General features: G+C 73.0%; 18 protein-coding genes. 5 read left to right on the top strand and 13 right to left on the bottom strand.

The genetic code is table 11. The features are described 5' to 3' along the window. Position 1 precedes the first annotated feature (1 nt). The 6 genes from proC to rfaD form a co-directional block, all read right to left on the bottom strand. Entirely contained in the window at positions 2-814 is an 813-nt protein-coding gene (gene proC, locus E8M80_RS14270; RefSeq protein WP_137126369.1) for a pyrroline-5-carboxylate reductase, read from the bottom strand. Positions 815-970: 156 nt separating this feature from the next. Then, positions 971-1957: a hypothetical protein gene (locus E8M80_RS14265; protein ID WP_137126368.1), complete on the bottom strand. Its 987-nt coding sequence runs from the start codon at positions 1955-1957 to the stop codon at positions 971-973. Between the two features lie 117 nt (positions 1958-2074). Beyond that, positions 2075-2848 (bottom strand): peptidoglycan editing factor PgeF, encoded by a 774-nt coding sequence (gene pgeF, locus E8M80_RS14260; RefSeq protein ID WP_137126367.1) that lies wholly within the window; start codon positions 2846-2848, stop codon positions 2075-2077. Further along, on the bottom strand, positions 2848-3846 hold the full coding sequence (locus E8M80_RS14255) for an SAM-dependent methyltransferase (protein ID WP_137126409.1): 999 nt from the start codon (positions 3844-3846) through the stop codon (positions 2848-2850). The genes pgeF and E8M80_RS14255 overlap by 1 nt, the downstream gene beginning before the upstream one ends. A 67-nt stretch (positions 3847-3913) precedes the next feature. Next, positions 3914-4711 (bottom strand): prolipoprotein diacylglyceryl transferase, encoded by a 798-nt coding sequence (gene lgt / locus E8M80_RS14250; RefSeq protein WP_137126366.1) that lies wholly within the window; start codon positions 4709-4711, stop codon positions 3914-3916. Then, on the bottom strand, positions 4711-5694 hold the full coding sequence (gene rfaD / locus E8M80_RS14245; protein ID WP_137126365.1) for an ADP-glyceromanno-heptose 6-epimerase: 984 nt from the start codon (positions 5692-5694) through the stop codon (positions 4711-4713). The genes lgt and rfaD overlap by 1 nt, the downstream gene beginning before the upstream one ends. A gap of 126 nt (positions 5695-5820) precedes the next feature. On the opposite strand from rfaD, the gene E8M80_RS14240 reads away from it, so the two are divergent. Together E8M80_RS14240 and E8M80_RS14235 are read left to right on the top strand one after the other, a co-directional pair. Beyond that, positions 5821-6111, top strand: coding sequence for an accessory factor UbiK family protein (locus tag E8M80_RS14240; RefSeq protein WP_137126364.1), 291 nt, complete (start codon positions 5821-5823; stop codon positions 6109-6111). Positions 6112-6246: 135 nt separating this feature from the next. After that, on the top strand, positions 6247-6750 hold the full coding sequence (locus tag E8M80_RS14235) for a YbjN domain-containing protein (protein WP_137126363.1): 504 nt from the start codon (positions 6247-6249) through the stop codon (positions 6748-6750). 244 nt (positions 6751-6994) lie between these two features. Here E8M80_RS14235 and rpmB read toward each other — a convergent pair whose 3' ends face one another. The 6 genes from rpmB to E8M80_RS14205 all read right to left on the bottom strand — a co-directional run bounded on the left by rpmB (position 6995) and on the right by E8M80_RS14205 (position 13133). After that, positions 6995-7288, bottom strand: a complete 294-nt coding sequence (rpmB, locus tag E8M80_RS14230) for a 50S ribosomal protein L28 (RefSeq protein ID WP_137126362.1) — start codon at positions 7286-7288, stop codon at positions 6995-6997. Between the two features lie 125 nt (positions 7289-7413). Next, positions 7414-7677 carry a hypothetical protein gene (locus E8M80_RS14225; protein ID WP_137126361.1) on the bottom strand — a complete coding sequence of 88 codons (264 nt, stop codon included), beginning with the start codon at positions 7675-7677 and terminating at the stop codon, positions 7414-7416. A 64-nt stretch (positions 7678-7741) separates the two neighbouring features. Beyond that, positions 7742-9613, bottom strand: coding sequence for an ABC transporter ATP-binding protein/permease (locus tag E8M80_RS14220; protein WP_240790038.1), 1872 nt, complete (start codon positions 9611-9613; stop codon positions 7742-7744). A gap of 126 nt (positions 9614-9739) precedes the next feature. Further along, positions 9740-10756 (bottom strand): type I glyceraldehyde-3-phosphate dehydrogenase, encoded by a 1017-nt coding sequence (gap, locus tag E8M80_RS14215; protein WP_137126360.1) that lies wholly within the window; start codon positions 10754-10756, stop codon positions 9740-9742. Between the two features lie 22 nt (positions 10757-10778). Continuing rightward, positions 10779-12821, bottom strand: a complete 2043-nt coding sequence (gene tkt, locus E8M80_RS14210) for a transketolase (protein WP_255467529.1) — start codon at positions 12819-12821, stop codon at positions 10779-10781. 45 nt (positions 12822-12866) lie between these two features. After that, entirely contained in the window at positions 12867-13133 is a 267-nt protein-coding gene (locus E8M80_RS14205) for a helix-turn-helix transcriptional regulator (RefSeq protein ID WP_137126358.1), read from the bottom strand. 116 nt (positions 13134-13249) lie between these two features. Between E8M80_RS14205 and ybaL the strand changes: the two genes are divergently transcribed. Then, positions 13250-14944, top strand: a complete 1695-nt coding sequence (ybaL, locus tag E8M80_RS14200) for a YbaL family putative K(+) efflux transporter (RefSeq protein WP_137126407.1) — start codon at positions 13250-13252, stop codon at positions 14942-14944. On the opposite strand, the gene E8M80_RS14195 is transcribed toward ybaL, so the two are convergent. Beyond that, on the bottom strand, positions 14926-16011 hold the full coding sequence (locus E8M80_RS14195) for a calcium:proton antiporter (RefSeq protein ID WP_137126357.1): 1086 nt from the start codon (positions 16009-16011) through the stop codon (positions 14926-14928). The two genes, ybaL and E8M80_RS14195, sit on opposite strands and share 19 nt — an antisense overlap. A gap of 92 nt (positions 16012-16103) precedes the next feature. Between E8M80_RS14195 and E8M80_RS14190 the strand changes: the two genes are divergently transcribed. Both E8M80_RS14190 and E8M80_RS14185 read left to right on the top strand, forming a co-directional pair. Continuing rightward, on the top strand, positions 16104-16865 hold the full coding sequence (locus E8M80_RS14190; RefSeq protein WP_137126356.1) for a VIT1/CCC1 transporter family protein: 762 nt from the start codon (positions 16104-16106) through the stop codon (positions 16863-16865). 77 nt (positions 16866-16942) lie between these two features. Further along, the gene (locus E8M80_RS14185; RefSeq protein ID WP_137126355.1) at positions 16943-19660 is read left to right on the top strand and encodes an HAD-IC family P-type ATPase; all 2718 of its coding nucleotides are present in this window, start codon (positions 16943-16945) and stop codon (positions 19658-19660) included. Positions 19661-19717 lie beyond the last annotated feature (57 nt).

Here is a 19717-nt window from a genome sequence, read left to right as displayed (position 1 = left end):
GTCAGCCCGCCAGTTCGCGGGCGCGGGCGGTCGCCGCCGCGATCGCCTTCGACATCAGTGCGGGCCAGGCGTCGGGGGCGATCAGGACCTCGACCGCGCGCTCGGTGGTGCCCTTGGGGCTGGTGACGGCGCGGCGGAGGTCGGCCGCGTCCTGGTCGCTCGCGGCGAGCAGCGCGCCGGAGCCTGCGACCGTCGCGCGCGCCATGCGCCGCGCCAGGTCGGGCGGCAGGCCCTGCTCGATCGCCGCGGCCTCCATCACCTCGGCCAGCAGGAAGACATAGGCGGGGCCGCCGCCCGAGACGGCGGTGACGGGGTTGATCTGGTCCTCCTGCTCGACCCAGGCGACCTCGCCCACCGCGGCGAGCAGCGCATCCGCGAGGTCGCGCTGCGTCGCGGTGACGCCGGGCGCGGCATGCGCGGCGGTGAAGCCCTGCCGGACGGCGGCGGGCGTGTTCGGCATGGCGCGCACCACCGCGGCGCCTTCGCCGAGCGCCGCCCGCATCGAGGCGACCGAGCGGCCTGCCATGATCGAGACGAACAGCGCGCCCTCGGCCGCGAAGCTGGCATAGGCGGGCAAGGTCGCCGGCGCCTCCTGCGGCTTGATCGCAAGCACCACCGCGGCGGGGCGGAAGTCGGCGGGAATGGCGGCGGCGTCCGGCACCACGGTGGCGCGGTCGGCGAAGGCTGCTGCGGCGGCGGCGTGCGGCTCGACCACGACGGCGCGGGCCAGGCCGCGTTCGAGCCAGCCGGAGAGCATGGCGCCGCCCATCTTGCCGCAGCCGATGAGGAGGAGGTCGGGGAGGGTATCGGTCATGGCGGGAGGGTGCCGCCGGGGCGGGCGGGTCGCAAGGGCGGGGGGGCGGAAGGCTGCCGCGGTCCATCGCCTCGACACCCGGCGCCGGCCGCGGTCTTCGCGCGCCAAGTCCCAAAGAAGGTCGAGGCGGTCCGGCGGGAGACGCCCCCCCGGGCCTTACTGCGTCCGTTGCGGCGCCGGCAGCGCCGATGCATCCCGCGGCATGGCCAGCCCCTGCCCACGCTGCGGCGCCTGCCCGCGTGGCGCGGTTGCGGGGTCGGCCGGGAAGCCGCCGGCATTGGCGACGACCGTGCGCACGCCGCCGGCCGCCTCGGTCGCGGCGGCGAAAGCCACGTCGCCCCAGAAGCGTTCCAGCACGCCGGCCGGGACCTCGTTCAGCTGCAGCACGCGGCCGAGGTCCTCCCCGTCGTTGCGGGAGACGGTCCAGAGCAGTTCGACGCGCTGGGTGCGCGTCTGCGGCTGCGCCACCACCGCGACCTGGCCGGTCACGGCGAAGCGGGCGCCCTGCGCGACCTCCTGCACCACCATGCCCTGTTGCATCAGGGCGTCCCGCAGCCGGGCGGTCAGGGCGGCGTTGCCGTCCCCCGGCGCGCCGCGGACCATGGGCACGTAGATGCGCGGCGGGCCCGACACGGCGAGCGCCGCCGGGTCCATGCCCTTGCGCGCCGCTTCCGCGCGCAGCAGCAGGTCCGCGATGCGCGGCGCGGCGTCGCGCGCGGCGCGGCTGAGCGTCTCGGGGGTGGCCTCGGACCAGTCGCGCGCCGGGACACGCCGGCCCTCGGCGCTGCCCTGCGCGGCGCCGTCGGGGTCGGTCAGCGCGAAGCGCGGCGTGACCGAGCCGCCATCGAGGCTGGCCTCGACCGTCAGGCGCCAGTCCAGCGGGAGCGGCGTGTCGGCCGCGGCCGGGACCTCGGCGGCCAGCAGGGCGGTCGAGAGCGCCTCGGCGAAGCGCTCGGCCGCCGCCTCGGGCAGAAGGGCGGCCGCCGGCCGCGGTATGGCCAGGCGATAGGCCGGCGGTGCCGCGAGCGTCGCGGCCTGGCCGCCCGGATTGCCGCGGAAGGGCTGCGGCAGGTCGCCGCAGGCGGCGAGCAGGGCGCAGGCCAGCAGCAGGAGCACCGGCGGCGCGGCGCGAAGCGCGCGCATCAGACCGACACCACGCAGGCCACGAGCAGCGTCAGGACCAGCATCGCGGCGAACATCAGGACATACGGCATGGGGCATCCTATTGGGGCGGCGCCGGCGGCCTGCAACCGCGCGGCATCATGCCAGGATCGCGATGGCGGAGAGTTGGTGCCCGATCGGCCCGCCGCCGGCCAGCGTGTTGCGGCGATGGCTGAAGAAGGTGTCGGTGGCCGGCAGGGTGTCGTGCGGCGTGACCTCGACCGCCACGCCGGCGGCGGCCAGGCGCGCGGCGCAATAGCCCGCGAGGTCGAACTGCCAGCGGTCCTGCCGGGCGCCTTCGGCGAAGAAGCGGGCATCGGCGGCGTCGCGCGCCAGCACGGCGTCGCGCAGGTCCGCTGCGACCTCGTAGGAGGGCTGGCGGATGCAGGGGCCGACCGCCGCCAGGATGCGGTGCCGCGCGGCGCCCTGGCCGACCATCGCCGCGACCGTCGCCTCCAGCACGCCCGCGACCGCGCCGCGCCAGCCGGCATGGGCGGCGCCGATCACGCCGGCCTCGGGGTCGGCAAACAGAACCGGCGCGCAATCCGCCGTGACGATGCCGAGCGCAAGGCCGGGGCGGCGCGTCACCACGGCGTCGGCGCGGGGGCGGTCGGCCTCGGGCCAGGGGGTGTCGAGCAGCGCGACCGCATCGCCATGCACCTGCGTCAGCCCGACCAGCGCACCGCCCGGCAGGCCGAGCGCATCGGCCGCGCGGCGCCGGTTCTCCTGCACCGAATCGGCGTCGTCGCGGCCCGACAGCGAGCAGTTCAGCGCCGCGAAGCCACCGGAGGACACGCCGCCGCGGCGCGTGAAGAAGCCATGCGCGAGGCCGGGCCTGTCCGCGAGGGCGGCGGCGGTGACGAACTCGGCCATCAGGGCTCCTCGAAACCGGGCAGGGGCAGGACCTCGGGGTGGCAGAGGCAGAGCGCCTTGAACAAGCGCCCCATGTGTTCCGGTGCCGCCAGGCGCTGCGCGGCGGCCAGATGCTGCGCGGCGCGCGCCGGGTCCATGCGGGCGAGGATCGCGGCGCGGCTGAACAGGCCGAGCCGGGCCAGGAACACCCCCTGCGGCAGCGGCCCGAGCACGGTGGCGCCGGCCGCGCGCCCGGCCTCGGCCAGGGCGGCGAAATCGACATGGGCGGTGATGTCCGCGGCACCCGGCGCGGCCAGCGGGTCGGCGCTGCCCTGCGCGCTCATCGCCTGCAGGCTGTCGCCGAAGCCGCCCTGCTCCGGACCGTAGTCGAGGAAGAGCGCGACGCCGCCATGCGCCGCGACATGGGCGCCGAGTGCTGCGACGACGGCGCGGGCGGGCTCGTTCACCTCCTGCACCGCGCCTTCCTCCGCCTCGGCGGGCAGGGGGGGCGCGGCCTCGGCGGGGTGCTCCTCGAAGGCGCCGCCCGCGACGAAGCGTTCCATCCAGCGCCCGCCGCGGCGGACGAACTGGCGGATCGGCAGCGCATCGAGGAATTCGTTGGCGAGGATGATGGAGGGGACCTGCGGCAGGCTGCCGATGTCGTCGTGCCAGGCGGTGACGGCCGTGCCGAGCCGGTCGGCCTGCGCCTGGCGCAGGCGGGGCGAGGTCTCGACCAGGTGCACGCGGAGCGCGGCGCGGAAGCCCGGCGCCATCTCCGCGATCGCGCGCAGCGCATCCGCCATGAGCGTGCCGCGCCCCGGGCCGAGTTCCACCAGCGCGACCCGCTCCGGCCGGTTCATCCCCTGCCAGGCGATCGCCGCCCAGAGGCCGAGGCATTCCCCGAAGGCCTGGGTCATCTCGGGGGCGGTGGTGAAGTCCCCGCCGGCGCCGAAGGGCTCGCGGCCGGCGTAGTAGGCGGCGGCGGCGCGGCGCATGAAGCGGTCGAGCCGCTCGGGCATGGGTTCGAGCCGCTCGGGCGCGGGTTCGGCGCGCCCTGCCCCGGCGGCGCGGGGCGTCAGGTTCAGGTCAGACATGCCGCGCCCTTCCGCGCTGGATGAGCCAGGCACCGAGCAGGATCATCGGCACCGACAGGAGCTGCCCCATGGTCGCGCCCGCGAACAGGAAGCCGAGATGCGCGTCGGGCTGGCGGAAGAATTCGCCGATGATGCGCGCGACGCCGTAGCCCACCAGGAAGGCGCCGGAGAGGATGCCGGGCCGCGCCCGCACCCATTCGCTGCGCGCGAGCCACATGAGCAGGGCAAAGAGGCAGAGCCCCTCGAGGGCCGCCTGGTAGAGCTGGGACGGGTGGCGCGGGTCCGGCCCGCCGGTCGGGAAGACCATCGCCCAGGGCACGTCGGAGACGCGGCCCCAGAGCTCCCCGTTGATGAAGTTGGCGCAGCGCCCGAAGAACAGCCCGATTGGCACGACGCAGACGATCCGGTCGGCGAAGGCCACCCAGTCAATGCCGTTGCGGCGTGCGAACAGCCAGGCTGCGACGATCACGCCGATCGCGCCGCCGTGGAAGGACATGCCGCCCTGCCAGACGTACAGCGCCTCCCATGGCGCGGTCACGTAGTAGCCGGGGCGGTAGAACAGCACGTAGCCGAGCCGGCCGCCCAGGATGATGCCGAGCGTCACCCAGGTGACGAAGTCGTCCACCTGCTCGGCCGTCGCGACCTTGGGCGCGCGGCTCACGAGCACGCGCGCGAGCCGCCAGCCGAGCACGATGCCCGCGATGTAGGCGAGCGCGTACCAGCGGATGACGAGCGGCCCGACCTCGATCAGCACGGGGTCGATGGCGGGGAAGGGGATGGCGAAGAACATCAGGCGTAGGGGTCCTCGGCGTTCAGCAGCACGTCCTGCACATAGGACCGGACGCCGTCCTCGAGCGGGGTCGGCGGGTGGTCGAAGCCGGCGGCGTGCAGGCGGTCCATCCGCGCCTCGGTGAAATACTGGTACCTGCCCTTCAGGTCGTCGGGCATCGGCACGAAGCGGATCCCGGGCTCGCGGCCCAGCGCCGCGAAGATCGCGCGCGTCAGGTCGAGGAAGGTCCGCGCGGTCCCCGAGCCCACATTGTAGAGGCCCGAGGCCTGCGGATTGCGCGCGAGCCAGAGCATCGCCGCGACGCAGTCGCGCACATGGACGAAGTCGCGCTTCTGCTCGCCATCCGCGATGCCGGTGCGGTCGGAGGCGAAGAGCGTCGCGGCCTCGCCCCGCATGACCTGGTTGAACTTGTGCAGCACGACGGACGCCATGCGGCCCTTGTGGTGCTCGTTCGGCCCATAGACGTTGAAGAAGCGCAGGCCCGCCCAGAGCGGCGGCCGCGGCCGGCCGAGCGCCAGCATCTGCGCGACGCGCCGGTCGAAGGCGAGCTTGGACCAGCCATAGAGGTTGAGCGGCGTGAGCCGGGCCAGCGAGGCGGGGGAGGCGTCGTCGTCGAAGCCCTCGCTGCCGTCGCCGTAGGTCGCGGCGGATGACGCATAGACGAAGGGCACGCCCGCGCCCGCGCACCAGTCCCATAGCATCTGCGGCAGCGCGATGTTGGTCGCGGCCACGAGGTCGCCGTCGGTCTCGGTGGTCGCACTGACGGCGCCCATGTGGAACAGCGTGCGCACCGGCGGCCGGCGGGCGAGGAAGCCGGGCAGGTCCCCGGGCGCCACGATGCCGGCGATGCCGTGCCTGGCGAGGTTGCGCCACTTCGTGCCCTGGCGCAGCCGGTCCACCACCACCACTTCCTCACCGCCGGCGCAAAGCGCCGCGACGAGGTTGGAGCCGATGAAACCGGCTCCGCCGGTGACGATATGCATGATCGGGTTTTCCGCCGCGCGGGCCTTGAGGGGCGTCGGCGGCGGGTATAGGCCCCGGCGGGACGGCGCCGCAAGGCGGACGCCCGGAACATCAGGCGCCGCGGCGCGCCGCGAGGGAGACGACGCATGGCAGGCGAGAGTGGCCGCGGTAAGTTCATGGACGACCTGGCGGGTGTCGCCGGCGGCGCCTTCTCGGTGCTGGCGGGCCTCAGGACCGAGGCCGAGGCCATGGCGAAGTCCCAGGCCGAGGCGGTGGTGCGCCGGCTCGACCTCGTGAAGCGGGAGGAACTCGACGCCGCGATGGAGGTCGCCCGCCGCGCGCGGGAGCAGGCCGAGGCCCTGGAGGCCCGCGTGGCCGAGCTGGAGCACCGGCTGGCGGCGCTCGAGACCGGCACCGGCGCCTCACCCGACGTCTGAAGAAGATTTTGCAACTTCTGCGGGGTTGCGAGGCGATTCCGCGTCTGCGTAATCTGCCCCTCGTATGAGGCCGCCCGATTCGCCCACCATATCTTGTGGGGAACCGGGCGGTGGCCTCGGGCAAGGAGGTGCCGCATGTCCGCCTCGATCGGTATGGACCGCGACCGTTCCTCGAACCCTCTCGATATCCTCGAACAGATCATCGCCGCGAATGAATGGGCCTTCGAGCGCCGTTCGGACGGGGAGATGGCTGCCGAGGCGCCCGGGAAGTGGTGCGACTACGGCCTGCATTTTTCCTGGTCGCACGAAATCAGCGCCATGGCCTTCACCTGCGCCTTCGACCTGAAGGTGCCGGCGGACCGCCGCGACAAGCTCTATGAACTGCTGGCGCTGGCCAATGACCGGCTCTGGATCGGCCATTTCGGCATCGAGGTGGAGGACGGCGTCCCGGTCTTCCGCCATTCCGTGCTGCTGCGCGGGTCGCCCTCGGCCTCGGCCGAGAGCCTCGAGGACATGGTCGACATCGCCATCACGGAATGCGAGCGGTTCTTCCCCGCCTTCCAGTTCGTGCTCTGGGGCGGCAAGGCCCCGGCCGACGCGCTGGCGGCGTCGATGCTGGACTGCGTGGGCGAGGCCTGAGGCCGTCAACCGACCAAAGGGGCCGGGGGTAGAAGGGAACTTCTCCCCCCGCCCCCCTCAACCTTCTTTGGCACTTGGCGCCGGCCTTCCCGGTTGGGCACCCGAAGAAAAGGAAGGGACGGGGATCGGGGGAGGTTCTCCTCCCCCGACCTGTCAGCGGTGCTTGGCCCCCGCGCAAAAGAAAAGGGCGTCCGCCCCGCGGGGCGCCGCCCTTTATCGTGTGCCCGGGGACCGGAAAGGGCCGTCAGGCCGCCTTCTTTGCCTTGGCGCGGGTGATGCGGCGCTTCAGCACCAGCGCTTCCCCCGCCAGCTTGCGGTCCGGCGTGCCGAGCAGGAATGCGTCGAGCCCGCCATTGTGCTCGACCGTGCGGATGCCGTGCGTGGACAGCCGGATCTTGATCGGCGTGCCCAGCACGTCCGACCAGAAGGAGGTTTCCTGCAGGTTGGGCAGGAAGCGCCGGCGGGTCTTGTTGTTGGCGTGGCTGACGTTGTTGCCCGTCAGAACGCCCTTGCCGGTGATGCCGCAGCGGCGGGCCATGGCGAATATCCCGAAACAATGATGGCGCGCGGGCGAAGCCCCGCGCGCGGGTGGAACCGAGGAAGGCGCGGTGTTTGGCGCAGCGGTCGCCCGGCGTCAAGCCTCGGCGGCCGCGCCGTCGGGCCTCAGGCGTCCGGCGTGGCGGGCGGCTGCGCGCGCGCCTCTGCCAGTTCCCCGCTCTCGACCGAGGCGAGGGCGTTGCGCAGCACGGCGGCCACCGCGCGGTCGTCCATGCTGCGGGCGAGCAGGCCGAGCGCGCCGCCGAGCAGCGCCGAGGCGATCGAGATCGGCGCGATCCGTTGTTCGATCATGTATTCGATCGCCTTGTCCACGACCGACCCGGCGTGGCTCAGATCCTCGGGCGCCATGCCGTCGGGGTCCTGCTGCATCGGTCTTCTCCTTGCGTCGTTCGGGGCAGATGGGGCGGGGGCGGGGGCTGGGTAACCCCCGGCGTCACGCCGGCGATTCGCCGAGGCGGCCGCGCGGCCGGTCGAGGTCGGCCTCGGCCTGGGCGCGGGCGGCGGCTTCCGCGGCGGCGACGGCCTCGGCCTGGCGGCGCCACATCTCGGCATAGAGGCCGCCGGCGGCGCTGAGCCCGGCATGGCTGCCGCGCTCGGCGATTCGGCCGTCCTGCAGCACGATGATCTCGTCCGCGTCGACCACCGTGGACAGGCGATGCGCGATGACGAGCGTGGTGCGGTTGCGCGAGACATCGCGCAGCGCCGCCTGGATCTCCTGTTCCGTGCGGGTGTCGAGGGCGCTCGTCGCCTCGTCCAGGATCAGGATGCGCGGGTCCTTGAGGATGGTGCGCGCGATCGCGACGCGCTGCTTCTCCCCGCCCGAGAGCTTGAGGCCGCGCTCGCCCACGCGGGTCGCGTAGCCCTCGGGCAGGCGGGCCACGAAGTCATGCACCTGCGCGGCCCGGGCTGCGGCCTCGACCTCGGCGTCCGTGGCGCCGGGGCGGCCATAGGCGATGTTGTAGCGGATGGTGTCGTTGAACAGCACCGTGTCCTGCGGCACGACGCCGATGGCCGCGCGCAGGCTGGACTGCGTCACGTCGCGCACGTCCCGGCCATCGACGGTCACGCGCCCGCCGGTCGCGTCGTAGAACCGGAACAGCAGGCGGGAGATGGTGGACTTGCCCGCCCCCGTCGGCCCGACGATGGCGAGCACCCGCCCCGGCGGCACGGTCAGGGACACGCCCTTCAGGATCTCCCGGTCCGGGCGGTAGCCGAAGCGCACGTCCTCGAAGCGGATCTCGCCCGGGCCCTTGGCCAGCGCGGGCGCGCCCGGCGCGTCGCGCACCTCGGCTGGCACGGCGAGCAGCGTGAACATCTGCTCCATGTCCGTCAGCCCCTGCTTGATCTCGCGATAGGCGAAGCCGAGGATGTTGAGCGGCAGATAGAGCTGGATCAGGTAGGTGTTGACCATGACCAGGTCGCCCACCGACATGGTGCCGCTCGCGATGCCCGACCCGGCCAGCAGCATGGTCACCGTGAGCCCGACCGACATGATGAAGGCCTGGCCGGCGTTGAGCATGTTGAGCGTGGTCTCGGAGCGCACATAGGCGCGCTCGTAGCGCGTGAGGCTTTCGTTGTAGCGGCGGGCCTCGTGGCCCTCGTTGCCGAAGTACTTCACCGTCTCGTAGTTCAGCAGGCTGTCGACGGCCTTGGTGTTCGCCTCCTCGTCCGTCTGGTTCATCTGGCGGCGGAAATGCAGGCGCCAGTTGGTGAAGATGAGCGTGAAGGTCACATAGGCCGCGATGGTGCCGAGCATCGTCAGCGCGAAGGACAGCGCGAACATCCACCACAGGATGAGCGAGACGAACAGGATCTCGACGATGGTCGGGATGATGTTGAACAGCAGGAAGTTGAGCGACGTCGCGATGCCACGCACGCCGCGCTCGATCACGCGCGACAGGCCGCCCGTCGCGCGGTCCATGTGGAAGCGCATGGACAGCGCGTGCAGGTGCTCGAACACCTCGAGTGCCACGCGCCGCCCGGCGCGCGCCTGCACCTTGGCGAAGATGGCGTTGCGCAATTCCCCGAAGACCGAGGCCATGACGCGGAGCAGCCCGTAGCCCAGCAGCAGCGCGACCGGCACCGCCACCACGGCGCCGACGCCGGACTGGGGCGCCAGCGCATCCACCGCCCGGGCATAGGCGATCGGCACCAGCACGTTGGCCGCCTTGGCCGCGGCGACCAGCACGAGCGCCGCGACGACGCGGATGCGCAGCTCGCGTTCGCCCTTCGGCCACAGATAGGGCGCGATGCGCAGCAGGGCGCCGAGATGGCTGCCTTCGGGGCGGGGTGGGGCAGGCGGCACGCTGGACAGGCTCCGATCAGGCCGGAGACATGGGGGCGGATCGCGCGGGGCGGAAGCGCGCCGGCCGCATGGGTGCCATGGCGGCGGGGGCGGCGGCGCCCCGGGACGGGCGCCGCCGCCGCATGGTCAGAGGCTGCCGAACAGCGCCGCCGTGTCGCTCATGCGGTTCGAGAAGCCCCATTCGTTGTCGTACCAGCCCATCACGCGCACCAGCGCGCCATCGATGACCTGGGTCTGGGACCCGTCGAAGGTGCAGGAGAAGGGGACGTGGTTCAGGTCGACCGAGACCAATTCCTCCTCCGTGTAGTCGAGCACGCCCTTGAGCGCGCCGGCCGCGGCCTCGCGCATCGCGGTGTTGACCTTCTCCTTCGTCACGCCCTCGGCGCGCAGGTTCACGTCGAGCGAGACGAGGGAGACGTTGGGCGTCGGCACGCGGATGGCGGTGCCGTCGAGCTTGCCCTTCAGCTCGGGCATCACGAGCCCGACCGCCTTGGCCGCGCCGGTCGAGGTCGGGATCATGGAGACCGCCGCCGCACGGGCGCGCCGCAGGTCCTTGTGCAGCGTGTCGACGGTGTTCTGGTCGCCCGTATAGGCGTGGATCGTGACCATGTAGCCGCGCAGGATGCCGAAATTGTCGTGCAGCACCTTGGCCATCGGCGCCAGGCAGTTGGTGGTGCAGGACGCGTTCGAGACCACCGTCATGTCCTTCGTCAGGACCTGGTGGTTCACGCCGTAGACGATGGTGGCGTCGACGCCGTCGCCCGGCGCCGAGATCAGCACCTTGCGCGCGCCGGCGGCCAGCAGCGGCGCCGCCTTGTCCTTCGATGTGAAGATGCCGGTGCATTCCAGCGCCACGTCCACGCCCTTGAAGTCGAGCTTGGTCGGGTCGCGCTGCGCGCTCACCTTGATCGGGCCGTAGGTGCGCCCGTTGTGCTTGATCAGCAGCGTGTCGCCGGCGACATGCACCTCGCCCGGGAAGCGGCCATGGACGCTGTCGTAGCGGAACAGGTGGGCATTCGCCTCGACGCTGCCGAGGTCGTTGATGGCCACGCATTCGACGTCGGTGCGCCCGCTTTCCACCAGCGCGCGCAGCACGAGGCGGCCGATGCGGCCGAACCCGTTGATGGCAACCTTCACCGCCATGATGTCTTCCTTCCCGTGTGGTTCAGGCGAGGCGCTTCTTCACCGCCGCCGCCACGGCTTCCGGCGTGATGCCGAAATGCCGGTACAGATCCTCGGCCGGCGCCGAGGCGCCGAAGCCGCCCATGCCGACGAAGATGCCCTCGGCACCCAGCCAGCGGTCCCAGCCGAAGCCGACCGCGGCCTCGATGCCGACGCGAATCCCCGCGCCCAGCACCTGGTCGCGGTAGCCCTGGTCCTGCGCGGCGAAGATCTCCCAGCAGGGCAGTGACACGACGGCGGTCGGGATGCCCTCGGCCTCCAGCGCGTCGCGCGCGGCCACCGCCAGGTGCACTTCGGAGCCGGTGGCGATCAGCGTGGCGCGGCGCTTGCCGGACCCGTCCGAGGCCTCGGCCAGCACGTAGCCGCCGCGCGCGCAGCGGTTCTCCCCGGCATCGGCGCGCAGCGCCGGCAGGTTCTGCCGCGACAGCGCGAGCACCGAGGGGCCGTCGGCGCGCTTCACGGCCAGTTCCCAGCATTCCGCCGTCTCCATGGCATCGGCCGGCCGGAAGACGAAGACGTTCGGCATGGCGCGCAAGGATGCGACGTGCTCGACCGGCTGGTGCGTCGGCCCGTCCTCGCCGAGGCCGATGCTGTCATGCGTCAGCACGTGGATCACCCGCTGGCGCATCAGCGCGGCGAGCCTGATCGCGGGCCGCATGTAGTCGCTGAACACCAGGAAGGTGCCGGAATAGGGGATGACACCGCCATGCAGCGCCATGCCGTTCATGGCCGCCGCCATGCCGTGTTCGCGCACGCCCCAGTGGACGAAGCGACCGGCGAAGTTCCCTGGCGCGATGGCCGGGATGCCCTTCACGTTGGTGTTGTTGGACCCCGTGAGGTCGGCCGAGCCGCCGACCATCTCGGGCACCGCCGGCACCAGTGCCTCCAACGCCCGCTGGCTGGCGACGCGGGTTGCGAGCTTTGGCTTCTCCTCGGCGTGGCGGGCGCGCAGCGCGGCCAACGCCTCGTGCCAGGATTCCGGCAGGCGGCCGGCCATGGCGCGGTCGAATTCCGCCTGCTGGGGGTGCTTCGCCAGGCGCTTCAGCCAGGACCGGCGCGCCCCCGCGCTGCGCCGTCCGGCCGCTTCCCACGCCGCCTTGAGGTCCTCGGGCACCGTGAAGGGCGGGCTGGTCCAGCCGAGCGCCTCCTTCGCGGCGGCCGCCTCGGCGGTGCCGAGCGGGCTGCCGTGCGAGCCCGCCGTGCCCGCCTTGGTGGGCGCGCCGAGGCCGATGATGGTGCGGCAGGCGATCAGCGTCGGGCGGCGGTTGCGCGTGGCCCACGCCATCGCCGCGGCCAGCGCCTCGGGATCGTGCCCGTCCACGCGGCGCACCGCCCAGCCATAGGCCTGGAAGCGCTTCAGCGTGTCGTCGGTGAAGGACAGCGCCGTGTCGCCGTCGATCGAGATGTGGTTGTCGTCCCAGAGCACACAGAGCTTCGACAGCCCGTAATGCCCCGCGAGCGACGCCGCCTCGTGGCTCACGCCTTCCTGCAGGTCGCCGTCCGAGGCGATGACCCAGGTGCGGTGGTCGACCAGGGAGGCGCCGAAGCGCGCCGCCGTCATGCGCTCGGCCATCGCCATGCCGACCGCGGTCGCGATGCCCTGGCCGAGCGGGCCGGTGGTGGTCTCGATGCCCGGATGCTCGCCGAATTCGGGATGGCCGGCGGCGGGTGAGTGCAACTGGCGGAAGCGCTTCAGCTCCTCGATGCCCATGCCGGAATGGCCAGTCAGGTGCAGCAGGGCATAGAGCAGCATCGACCCGTGCCCGGCCGAGAGCACGAAGCGGTCGCGGTCGGCCCAGCGCGGGTCGGCGGCGTCGTATTTGAGAAACTTCGTGAACAGCACGGTCGCGACGTCGGCCATGCCCATCGGCATGCCCGGATGGCCGGACTTCGCGGCCTCCACGCCATCGATCGCGAGGGCGCGGATCGCGTCGGCCATCCGGCGGGCCTCGGTCGCCGGGCGGGCGAGGATCTCCGCCTGGGCGGCGAGGGCCGGGTTCCGGGAGGCGTCGGGCGTGGGGGCGATGCTGGCCAAGTGAGGGCACCTGCGGCTGGGTCTGGGGCCGGGCCGCTATAGAGGCGGGGGGGGCTGCGGGCAACCTGGGCCGGGGGCGCGGCGAACGCCCTCCCCCCCATCCTGGCCGGGATCGAGCAGCACCAGGCCCGCGACCTCGAAGGCGTGGCGGATCGCCGCGGCCGTTGCGCGATGGAGCGCGTGGCGGCCGACCTCGAAGCCGCGCACCGTGCCGGGGCTGACATCGGCCCGCCGGGCAAGCTCGGCCTGGGTCCAGTCGAGCAGCGCGCGGGCGGCGCGGCATTGCGCGGCGGAAAGGGGCATGGCGCAGCAGATAGAGTTTTGAATTCTGAAGTCAATATCGACGTATTTTATTGAAATCGGTCGTCGAGCGCCCCATCTCCGGCCGAACTGTTGGCGGCGCGAGGAAGACGACCATGCTGGACCACCAGACGCCCCTGATCGCGACGATCGTCGCCGGCCTGACCATCGCCTTCGCGCTCGGGCTGCTGGCACAGCGCCTGCGCGTCTCGCCGCTGGTGGGCTACCTGCTGGCCGGCGTCCTGGTCGGGCCCTTCACGCCTGGCTTCGTGGCGGATGCGGCACTCGCGGTCGAGCTCGCCGAGATCGGCGTGATCCTTCTCATGTTCGCGGTCGGGCTTCATTTCTCGTGGCGGGACCTGATGTCGGTCGGCGCCATCGCCATTCCGGGCGCGATCGTGCAGATCGGGGTGGCGGTCCTTCTCGGGCTCGGGCTCGCGCTGCTGCTCGGCTGGGGCGTGACGGCGGGGCTGGTGTTCGGGCTCGCGCTCTCGGTCGCCTCCACCGTCGTCCTGATCCGCGCGCTGCAGGAACGCCGCCTGATGGAGAGCGAGCGCGGGCGCATCGCGGTCGGCTGGCTCGTGGTCGAGGACCTGGCGATGGTGCTGGCCCTCGTACTGCTGCCTGCGCTGGCCGCGGCCATGTCGTCCGGGGCGGTGTCGCTGCGCGACATCGCGGTCGCGCTCGGCATCACCTTCGGCAAGGTCGGGCTGTTCGGCGCGGCCATGCTGCTGGTGGGGCGTCGCGCGATCCCGGCGCTGCTGCACTACGTGGCGCATACCGGCTCGCGGGAGCTGTTCCGCCTCGCGGTCTACGTCGTGGCGCTCGGCGTCGCGTTCGGGGCGGCGAAGCTTTTCGGCGTCTCCTTCGCGCTCGGCGCCTTCTTCGCCGGCATGGTGCTGTCCGAGAGCCGCCTGAGCCAGCGCGCGGCAGAGGAGGCGCTGCCGCTGCGCGATGCCTTCGCCGTGCTGTTCTTCGTCTCGGTCGGCATGCTGTTCGACCCGGGCGTGCTGCTGCGCGACCCGCTCGGCGTCGTGGCCACGGTGCTGATCATCGTGGTCGGCAAGTCGGTGGCGGCGTACGGCATCGTGCGCCTGTTCGGGCACGGGCACGGGACGGCGCTGACCATCTCGGCCTCGCTCGCGCAGATCGGCGAATTCTCCTTCATCCTCGCGGGGCTCGGCGTGTCGCTGGCGCTGCTGCCGGCCGAGGGGCGGGACCTGGTGCTGGCCGGGGCGATCATCTCGATCCTGCTGAACCCGCTGGTGTTCTGGGCGGTCGATCGGCGACTGCCGGCGGCGCCGCGATCCCCCGTGCCGGTGCCCGCGGCGCGCCCGCCAGCGCCCGTCCCGCCGCCGGCCGCGGAGGGCGGCCACGAGGTGCTGGTCGGCTACGGCCGCGTCGGCGGCCTGGTCGGCCGGCGGCTGGCCGCCGCCGGGCGCAAGGTGGTCGTGATCGAGGCGAGCGAGGATGCGGCCGAGGCAGCGCGCAAGGACGGCGCGCGCGTCATCGCCGGCAACGCCGCCGACCCCGAGGTGCTGGCCGAGGCCGACCTCGCCGCCGCGCGGCGCATCTTCGTGGCCATCCCCGAGCCCTTCGAGGCCGGCCAGGTGGTCGAGCAGGCGCGCGCGGCACGTCCCGACCTGGAAATCCTGGCCCGCGCCGATTCCGAGGAGGCGGTCGAGCACCTGGCCCGCCTCGGCGCCACGCTGACGGTGATGGGGGAGCGCGAGATCGCGCACCGCATGCTGGAACGCGCCCTCGGCCGGGCGGCGCACCGCGCGCCGTCCGGCGCTCAGGGCGCGAAGATGTAGAAGACGTAGGCCGCGAGCAGCACCAGGTGGACGATGCCCGAGAGCACGTTGGCCCGCCCCGTTCCGTAGGTGATGATCGCCACTAGGAAGCCCAGCAGCATCAGCACCGTGGCGCCATCCGAGATCCCGAGTTCCAGCGGCTGGCCGATCCACCAGGACAGCGCGGCGATGATCGGCACCGTCAGACCGATGCAGGCGACGGCGCTGCCGAGGGCCAGGTTCAGGCTCGACTGCAGGCGGTTCGCCCGGGCCGCGCGGACCGCGGCCGTCGTCTCGGGCAGCAGCACGACCGCGGCCACGATCACGCCGACGATGGCGAGCGGCGCGCCGAGGCTGCCTACGCCGTCCTCCAGCGCCGGCGAGAGCGACTTCGCCAGCACCACGACCGAGAACAGCGCCATGCACATCAGCCCGAAGGACATCAGCGCCATGCGACCGGTCGGCGGCTTGACGGCGTCCGGCTGGCCGTCGCCGTCGGCGTCCGACAGGAAGTAGTCCCTGTGCCAGTTGGTCTGGATGAACAGGAAGGCCGCATAGAGCGCGAGGCAGGCGACCGCGACGAAGGCGAGCTGCAGCGGCGTGTAGTAGGATTCCGGCGCCGAGATCATGAAGTTCGGCGCCACCAGCACCAGCGTCGCCATCGGGATCAGCACGGCCAGGAAGGCATTGGCGCCCTCGACGTTGAACTCGGCCTCCCGGTGGCGGATGGCGCCGACGACGATGCAGAGCCCGGCCAGACCGTGCACCACCAGCATCACCACGGCATGGACGGAATCCCGCATCAGGGACGGCTTCGGCTCGCCGCTCAGCATGAGGGAGATGATCATCCCGACCTCGATCGTCGTCACCGCCAGCGCCAGCATGATGGCGCCGAACGGCTCGCCGATCCGGATGGCCACGACCTCGGCGTGGTGCACGGCGGCGACCACGTTGCCGAGCAGCACGACGGCCAGCACCAGCGCCAGCGGCTCGAGCCCCGACTTGCCGATCAGCAGCCAGGCCGCGACGCCGATCGGCGGCAGCAGGGCGGTGTGGAGGGGAATGCGGTCTGTCGGTGCGCCGGCCATGGACGCAGCGTAATGCATGGCGGGCGCAGCAGGGGCAACCCGTGTGGAGTTGCGAATCACTCGCGCCGCGCGTGTCGCGCTACGCTTGCGGCATGGAGACGACGACGCAGACCGCGCCCGCCGAGGCACTCACCCGCGACGGGCTCTGGCCCATGCCGCCCGGGCCGCCGCACGAGGAAAAGCACTTCACCCAGCACGAGGCCGTGCGCGACCTGATCCTCGGCGCCGCCGAGGGCCCGGTGGTGCCCTTCGCGCTGGCCGCGGGGCTGGTCGCCGCCGGCGTGGGCGGCGCGGCGGTGTTGGCCGCGGGGCTCGCCGCCGCGGCCGCGGGAGGCGTCGCGGCGGGCCTCGGCCGCGCGCTCGATGCGCGCGACGAGGCCGCCCACTACGCCCTGGAGCGCGGGCGCGAGGAGGAGGAGACGGTCGAGTACGAGGACCGCGAGCGCTGGGAAGTGGCGGCCATCCTGCACCGCTACGGCGTGCGCGGCGATGCGCTGCGCCTCGCCGTCGATGCCGTCTGCGCCGACAAGACCCGCTGGGTCGACTTCATGATGAGGCTCGAGCTCGACCTCAAGGAGCCCGAGCCGCGCCGCGCAGCGCGGGCGGGGCTGCTCGGCGGCGCGGCGCATGTCGCGGGCGGCGTGGCGCCGCTGCTGCCCTTCATGGTGCTGTCGGGGCCAGGGGCGGCGCTGACGGTCTCCACGCTGCTGACGGCGGGCGTGCTGGCCGGCCTCGGCTGGGCGAAGGCGCGCGGGCGGGGGCTGCCGCCGATTGGCGGCGTGGTGCAGCGGCTCGCGGTCGGCGCCTTGGCGGCCCTGGCGGGGCTTGCCTTCGCATCCCTCGCCGGCGGCTGACGCGGCGCCGACCGTGCGGTCGCGGCCGCGCGTGAAGGACGGTTGACCGCGCGGCGGGAAGCCTTCAGGTCCACGGCATGGTCGATGCAGCCCGCCTCGAGCCCGAGAGGCCCGCCTGGCACGCCATGGAGGCGCCGGAGGTGCTGGACAGGCTCGGCGCCTCCCGCGCCGGCCTCGACGCCGCGGCCGCGGCCGTGCGGCTTGCCGAGCATGGCCCGAACCGCCTGCCGGAGCCGCCCCGGCGCGGCGCGCTGCCGCGCTTCCTCGACCAGTTCCGAAACCTGCTGATCTACGTGCTGCTGGCGGCTGCGCTGATCAGCGCGCTGCTCGGCCATGCGATCGACGCCGCCGTCATCCTGGCCGTGGTGGTGGTGAACGCGATCGTGGGCTTCGTCCAGGAAGGCAAGGCGGAGGAGGCGCTGGCCGCGATCCGCGGAATGCTCGCCCCGCATGCCGCCGTGCTGCGCGATGGCCGGCGCGCCGACGTCGATGCGTCCGACATCGTGCCCGGCGACATCGTGCTGGTCGAGGCCGGAGATCGCGTGCCGGCGGATCTGCGGATCATCTCCGGCCGCGGCCTCCGCGTCGAGGAGGCATTGCTCACGGGCGAGAGCGTGCCGGTCGGAAAGGAACTCGGCGCCGTGGTGGCCGACGCGCCGCTCGGCGACCGGCAGGGGATGCTGTTTTCCGGCACGCTGGTCGTGGCTGGTCAGGGGCGCGGCGTCGCCGTCGCCACCGGCGCGGCGACCGAGATCGGCAGGATCAGCGCGATGCTCGCCCGCGTCGAGACGCTCGAGACGCCGCTGCTCCGGCAGATGAACAGCTTCGCGCGCCAGATCACCGTCGTCATCCTGGCGCTCTCCGCGGGCGCCTTCGCGATAGCGCTGCTGCGCGGCTGGCCGGGCCGGGACGCCTTCATGGCCGTGGTGGGCCTCGCCGTCGCCGCCATCCCCGAGGGCCTGCCCGCCGTCCTCACGGTGACGCTCGCGATCGGGGTGCGTGGCATGGCCGCGCGCAATGCCGTCATCCGGCGCCTGCCGGCGGTCGAGACGCTGGGCGCCGTCGGTGTCATCTGTTCGGACAAGACCGGCACCTTCACGCACAACGAGATGGTGGCCGGCGCGGTCGTCACCGCGGCCGGGACGCTGCTGATCGAGGGCAAGGGCTACGGTCCCGAGGCCGCCATCGCCGGCCCCGAGGGCGGCGATCCCGACCCCGAGGCACTCGCCCTCCTGAACCGGATCGCCCGCGTCGGGGCGCTCTGCAACGACGCTGCCCTGCGGCAGGAAAGGGACGGCGAGTGGCGCGTCGCCGGCGACCCGATGGAGGGCGCGCTGCTCGCGCTTGCGGCGCGCGCGGGCGTCGAGGCCGATGCCGACCGCCTGGAAGCCATTCCCTTCGACCCGCGCCACCGCTGGATGGCCACGCTGCACGAGGCACGGGATGGGGGAGGACGCCACCTTGCGGTCAAGGGCGCGCCCGAGGCCCTGATCGCTCTCTGCGCGGAGGAGGCCGCGGCGGAGGGCAGCTGCCCGATCGACGTGGCATCCTGGGAGGCGGCGGCGCAGGACCTGGCCGATCGCGGCTTCCGCGTCCTTGCGCTGGCGGAGCGCACGCTGCCAGCCGACGCCGCGCTCGGCGAGGACCGTCTGCCGAGCCTGACGCTGCTCGGCCTGGTCGGCCTGCTGGATCCGCCCCGGGAGGAGGCGATCGCGGCGGTGGCGGAATGCCGCGCGGCCGGCATCCGCGTGAAGATGATCACCGGCGACCATCCGGGGACGGCGCGCGCCATCGCCGTGCAACTCGGCCTGGCCGAGACGCGGCGCGTGCTGACCGGACCCGCGCTCGACTGCCTCGACGACGAGGCGCTCCGCGCCGCGGTCGCCGAGGTCGATGTCTTCGCGCGCACCAGCCCCGAGCAGAAGCTGCGCCTGGTCACCGCGCTGCAGGCCAACGGCGCCGTCGTCGCCATGACCGGCGACGGGGTCAACGACGCGCCGGCGCTGAAGCGCGCCGATGTCGGCGTGGCGATGGGCCTGAAGGGCACCGAGGCCGCAAAGGAGGCGGCCGAGATGGTGCTGGCCGATGACAACTTCGCCTCCATCGCCGCGGCGGTGCGCGAGGGGCGGACGGTCTACGACAACCTGCAGAAGGTGATCGCCTGGACGCTGCCGACGAATGGCGGCGAATCGCTGGTCGTGCTTCTGGCCATCCTGCTCGGCTTCGCGCTGCCGATGTCGCCGGTGCAGATCCTCTGGATCAACATGGTGACGGCCGTGGCGCTCGGCCTGACGCTGGCCTTCGAGCCCGCGGAGCGCGACGTCATGGCCCGGCCGCCGCGCCGGCCGGGCGCCCCCCTGCTGTCGGCGGCGCTGGTCTGGCGCGTCGTCATGGTCTCCTGCGTGATCGCGGCGGCCACCTTCGCGATCGACCTCTGGGCGGTCGGCCGGGGGCTGTCGACCGAGCAGTCGCGCACGCTGGTGGTCAACGCGATCGTGGCGATGGAGGCGGGCTACCTGTTCGCGGCACGGCAGTCGCGCGGCTCGGGCTTCTCGGCTGAGGGGCTGCGCGGCACGCCGGCGATCTGGATCGGCGTGGCGATCGTCACCGCCCTGCAGGCGGCCTTCACCTGGCTGCCGCCATTCCAGTCCGCCTTCGGCACGGCCGCCATCGGCGCGACGGAGGTGTTGGCCTGCCTCGGCGCGGGGGCGCTGCTCATGGTGCTGGTCGAGGCGGAGAAGGCCATGTGGCGGTCCTTCGGCCGTCGGCGCGGCCGATCGCGCAGCGGGGGATGATGCCCGACGGGATCGCGCCGGCTACCCGGTCCCGGCCGACGGCGCGCGGTGGTTCCG

Source organism: Roseomonas sp. HF4 (genome assembly GCF_005222755.1).
In the GTDB taxonomy this organism is placed as follows: Bacteria; Pseudomonadota; Alphaproteobacteria; order Acetobacterales; family Acetobacteraceae; genus Neoroseomonas.
Note: the sequence above shows the minus strand (reverse complement) of the source record. Positions and strands in the feature narration are given on the sequence as shown.

Excerpts from the sequence above, each read along its gene's own strand:
- E8M80_RS14195 (WP_137126357.1), bottom strand. The coding sequence starts at position 16,011 with ATGGCCGGCGCACCGACAGACCGCATTCCCCTCCACACCGCCCTGCTG.
- E8M80_RS14255 (WP_137126409.1), bottom strand. The coding sequence starts at position 3,846 with ATGCCCGAGCGGCTCGACCGCTTCATGCGCCGCGCCGCCGCCGCCTAC.
- E8M80_RS14235 (WP_137126363.1), top strand. The coding sequence starts at position 6,247 with ATGTCCGCCTCGATCGGTATGGACCGCGACCGTTCCTCGAACCCTCTC.
- rpmB (WP_137126362.1), bottom strand. The coding sequence starts at position 7,288 with ATGGCCCGCCGCTGCGGCATCACCGGCAAGGGCGTTCTGACGGGCAAC.
- E8M80_RS14265 (WP_137126368.1), bottom strand. The coding sequence starts at position 1,957 with ATGCGCGCGCTTCGCGCCGCGCCGCCGGTGCTCCTGCTGCTGGCCTGC.
- E8M80_RS14205 (WP_137126358.1), bottom strand. The coding sequence starts at position 13,133 with ATGCCCCTTTCCGCCGCGCAATGCCGCGCCGCCCGCGCGCTGCTCGAC.
- E8M80_RS14225 (WP_137126361.1), bottom strand. The coding sequence starts at position 7,677 with ATGCAGCAGGACCCCGACGGCATGGCGCCCGAGGATCTGAGCCACGCC.
- proC (WP_137126369.1), bottom strand. The coding sequence starts at position 814 with ATGACCGATACCCTCCCCGACCTCCTCCTCATCGGCTGCGGCAAGATG.
- pgeF (WP_137126367.1), bottom strand. The coding sequence starts at position 2,848 with ATGGCCGAGTTCGTCACCGCCGCCGCCCTCGCGGACAGGCCCGGCCTC.
- rfaD (WP_137126365.1), bottom strand. The coding sequence starts at position 5,694 with ATGCATATCGTCACCGGCGGAGCCGGTTTCATCGGCTCCAACCTCGTC.
- gap (WP_137126360.1), bottom strand. The coding sequence starts at position 10,756 with ATGGCGGTGAAGGTTGCCATCAACGGGTTCGGCCGCATCGGCCGCCTC.
- E8M80_RS14185 (WP_137126355.1), top strand. The coding sequence starts at position 16,943 with ATGGTCGATGCAGCCCGCCTCGAGCCCGAGAGGCCCGCCTGGCACGCC.
- lgt (WP_137126366.1), bottom strand. The coding sequence starts at position 4,711 with ATGTTCTTCGCCATCCCCTTCCCCGCCATCGACCCCGTGCTGATCGAG.
- E8M80_RS14190 (WP_137126356.1), top strand. The coding sequence starts at position 16,104 with ATGGAGACGACGACGCAGACCGCGCCCGCCGAGGCACTCACCCGCGAC.
- E8M80_RS14240 (WP_137126364.1), top strand. The coding sequence starts at position 5,821 with ATGGCAGGCGAGAGTGGCCGCGGTAAGTTCATGGACGACCTGGCGGGT.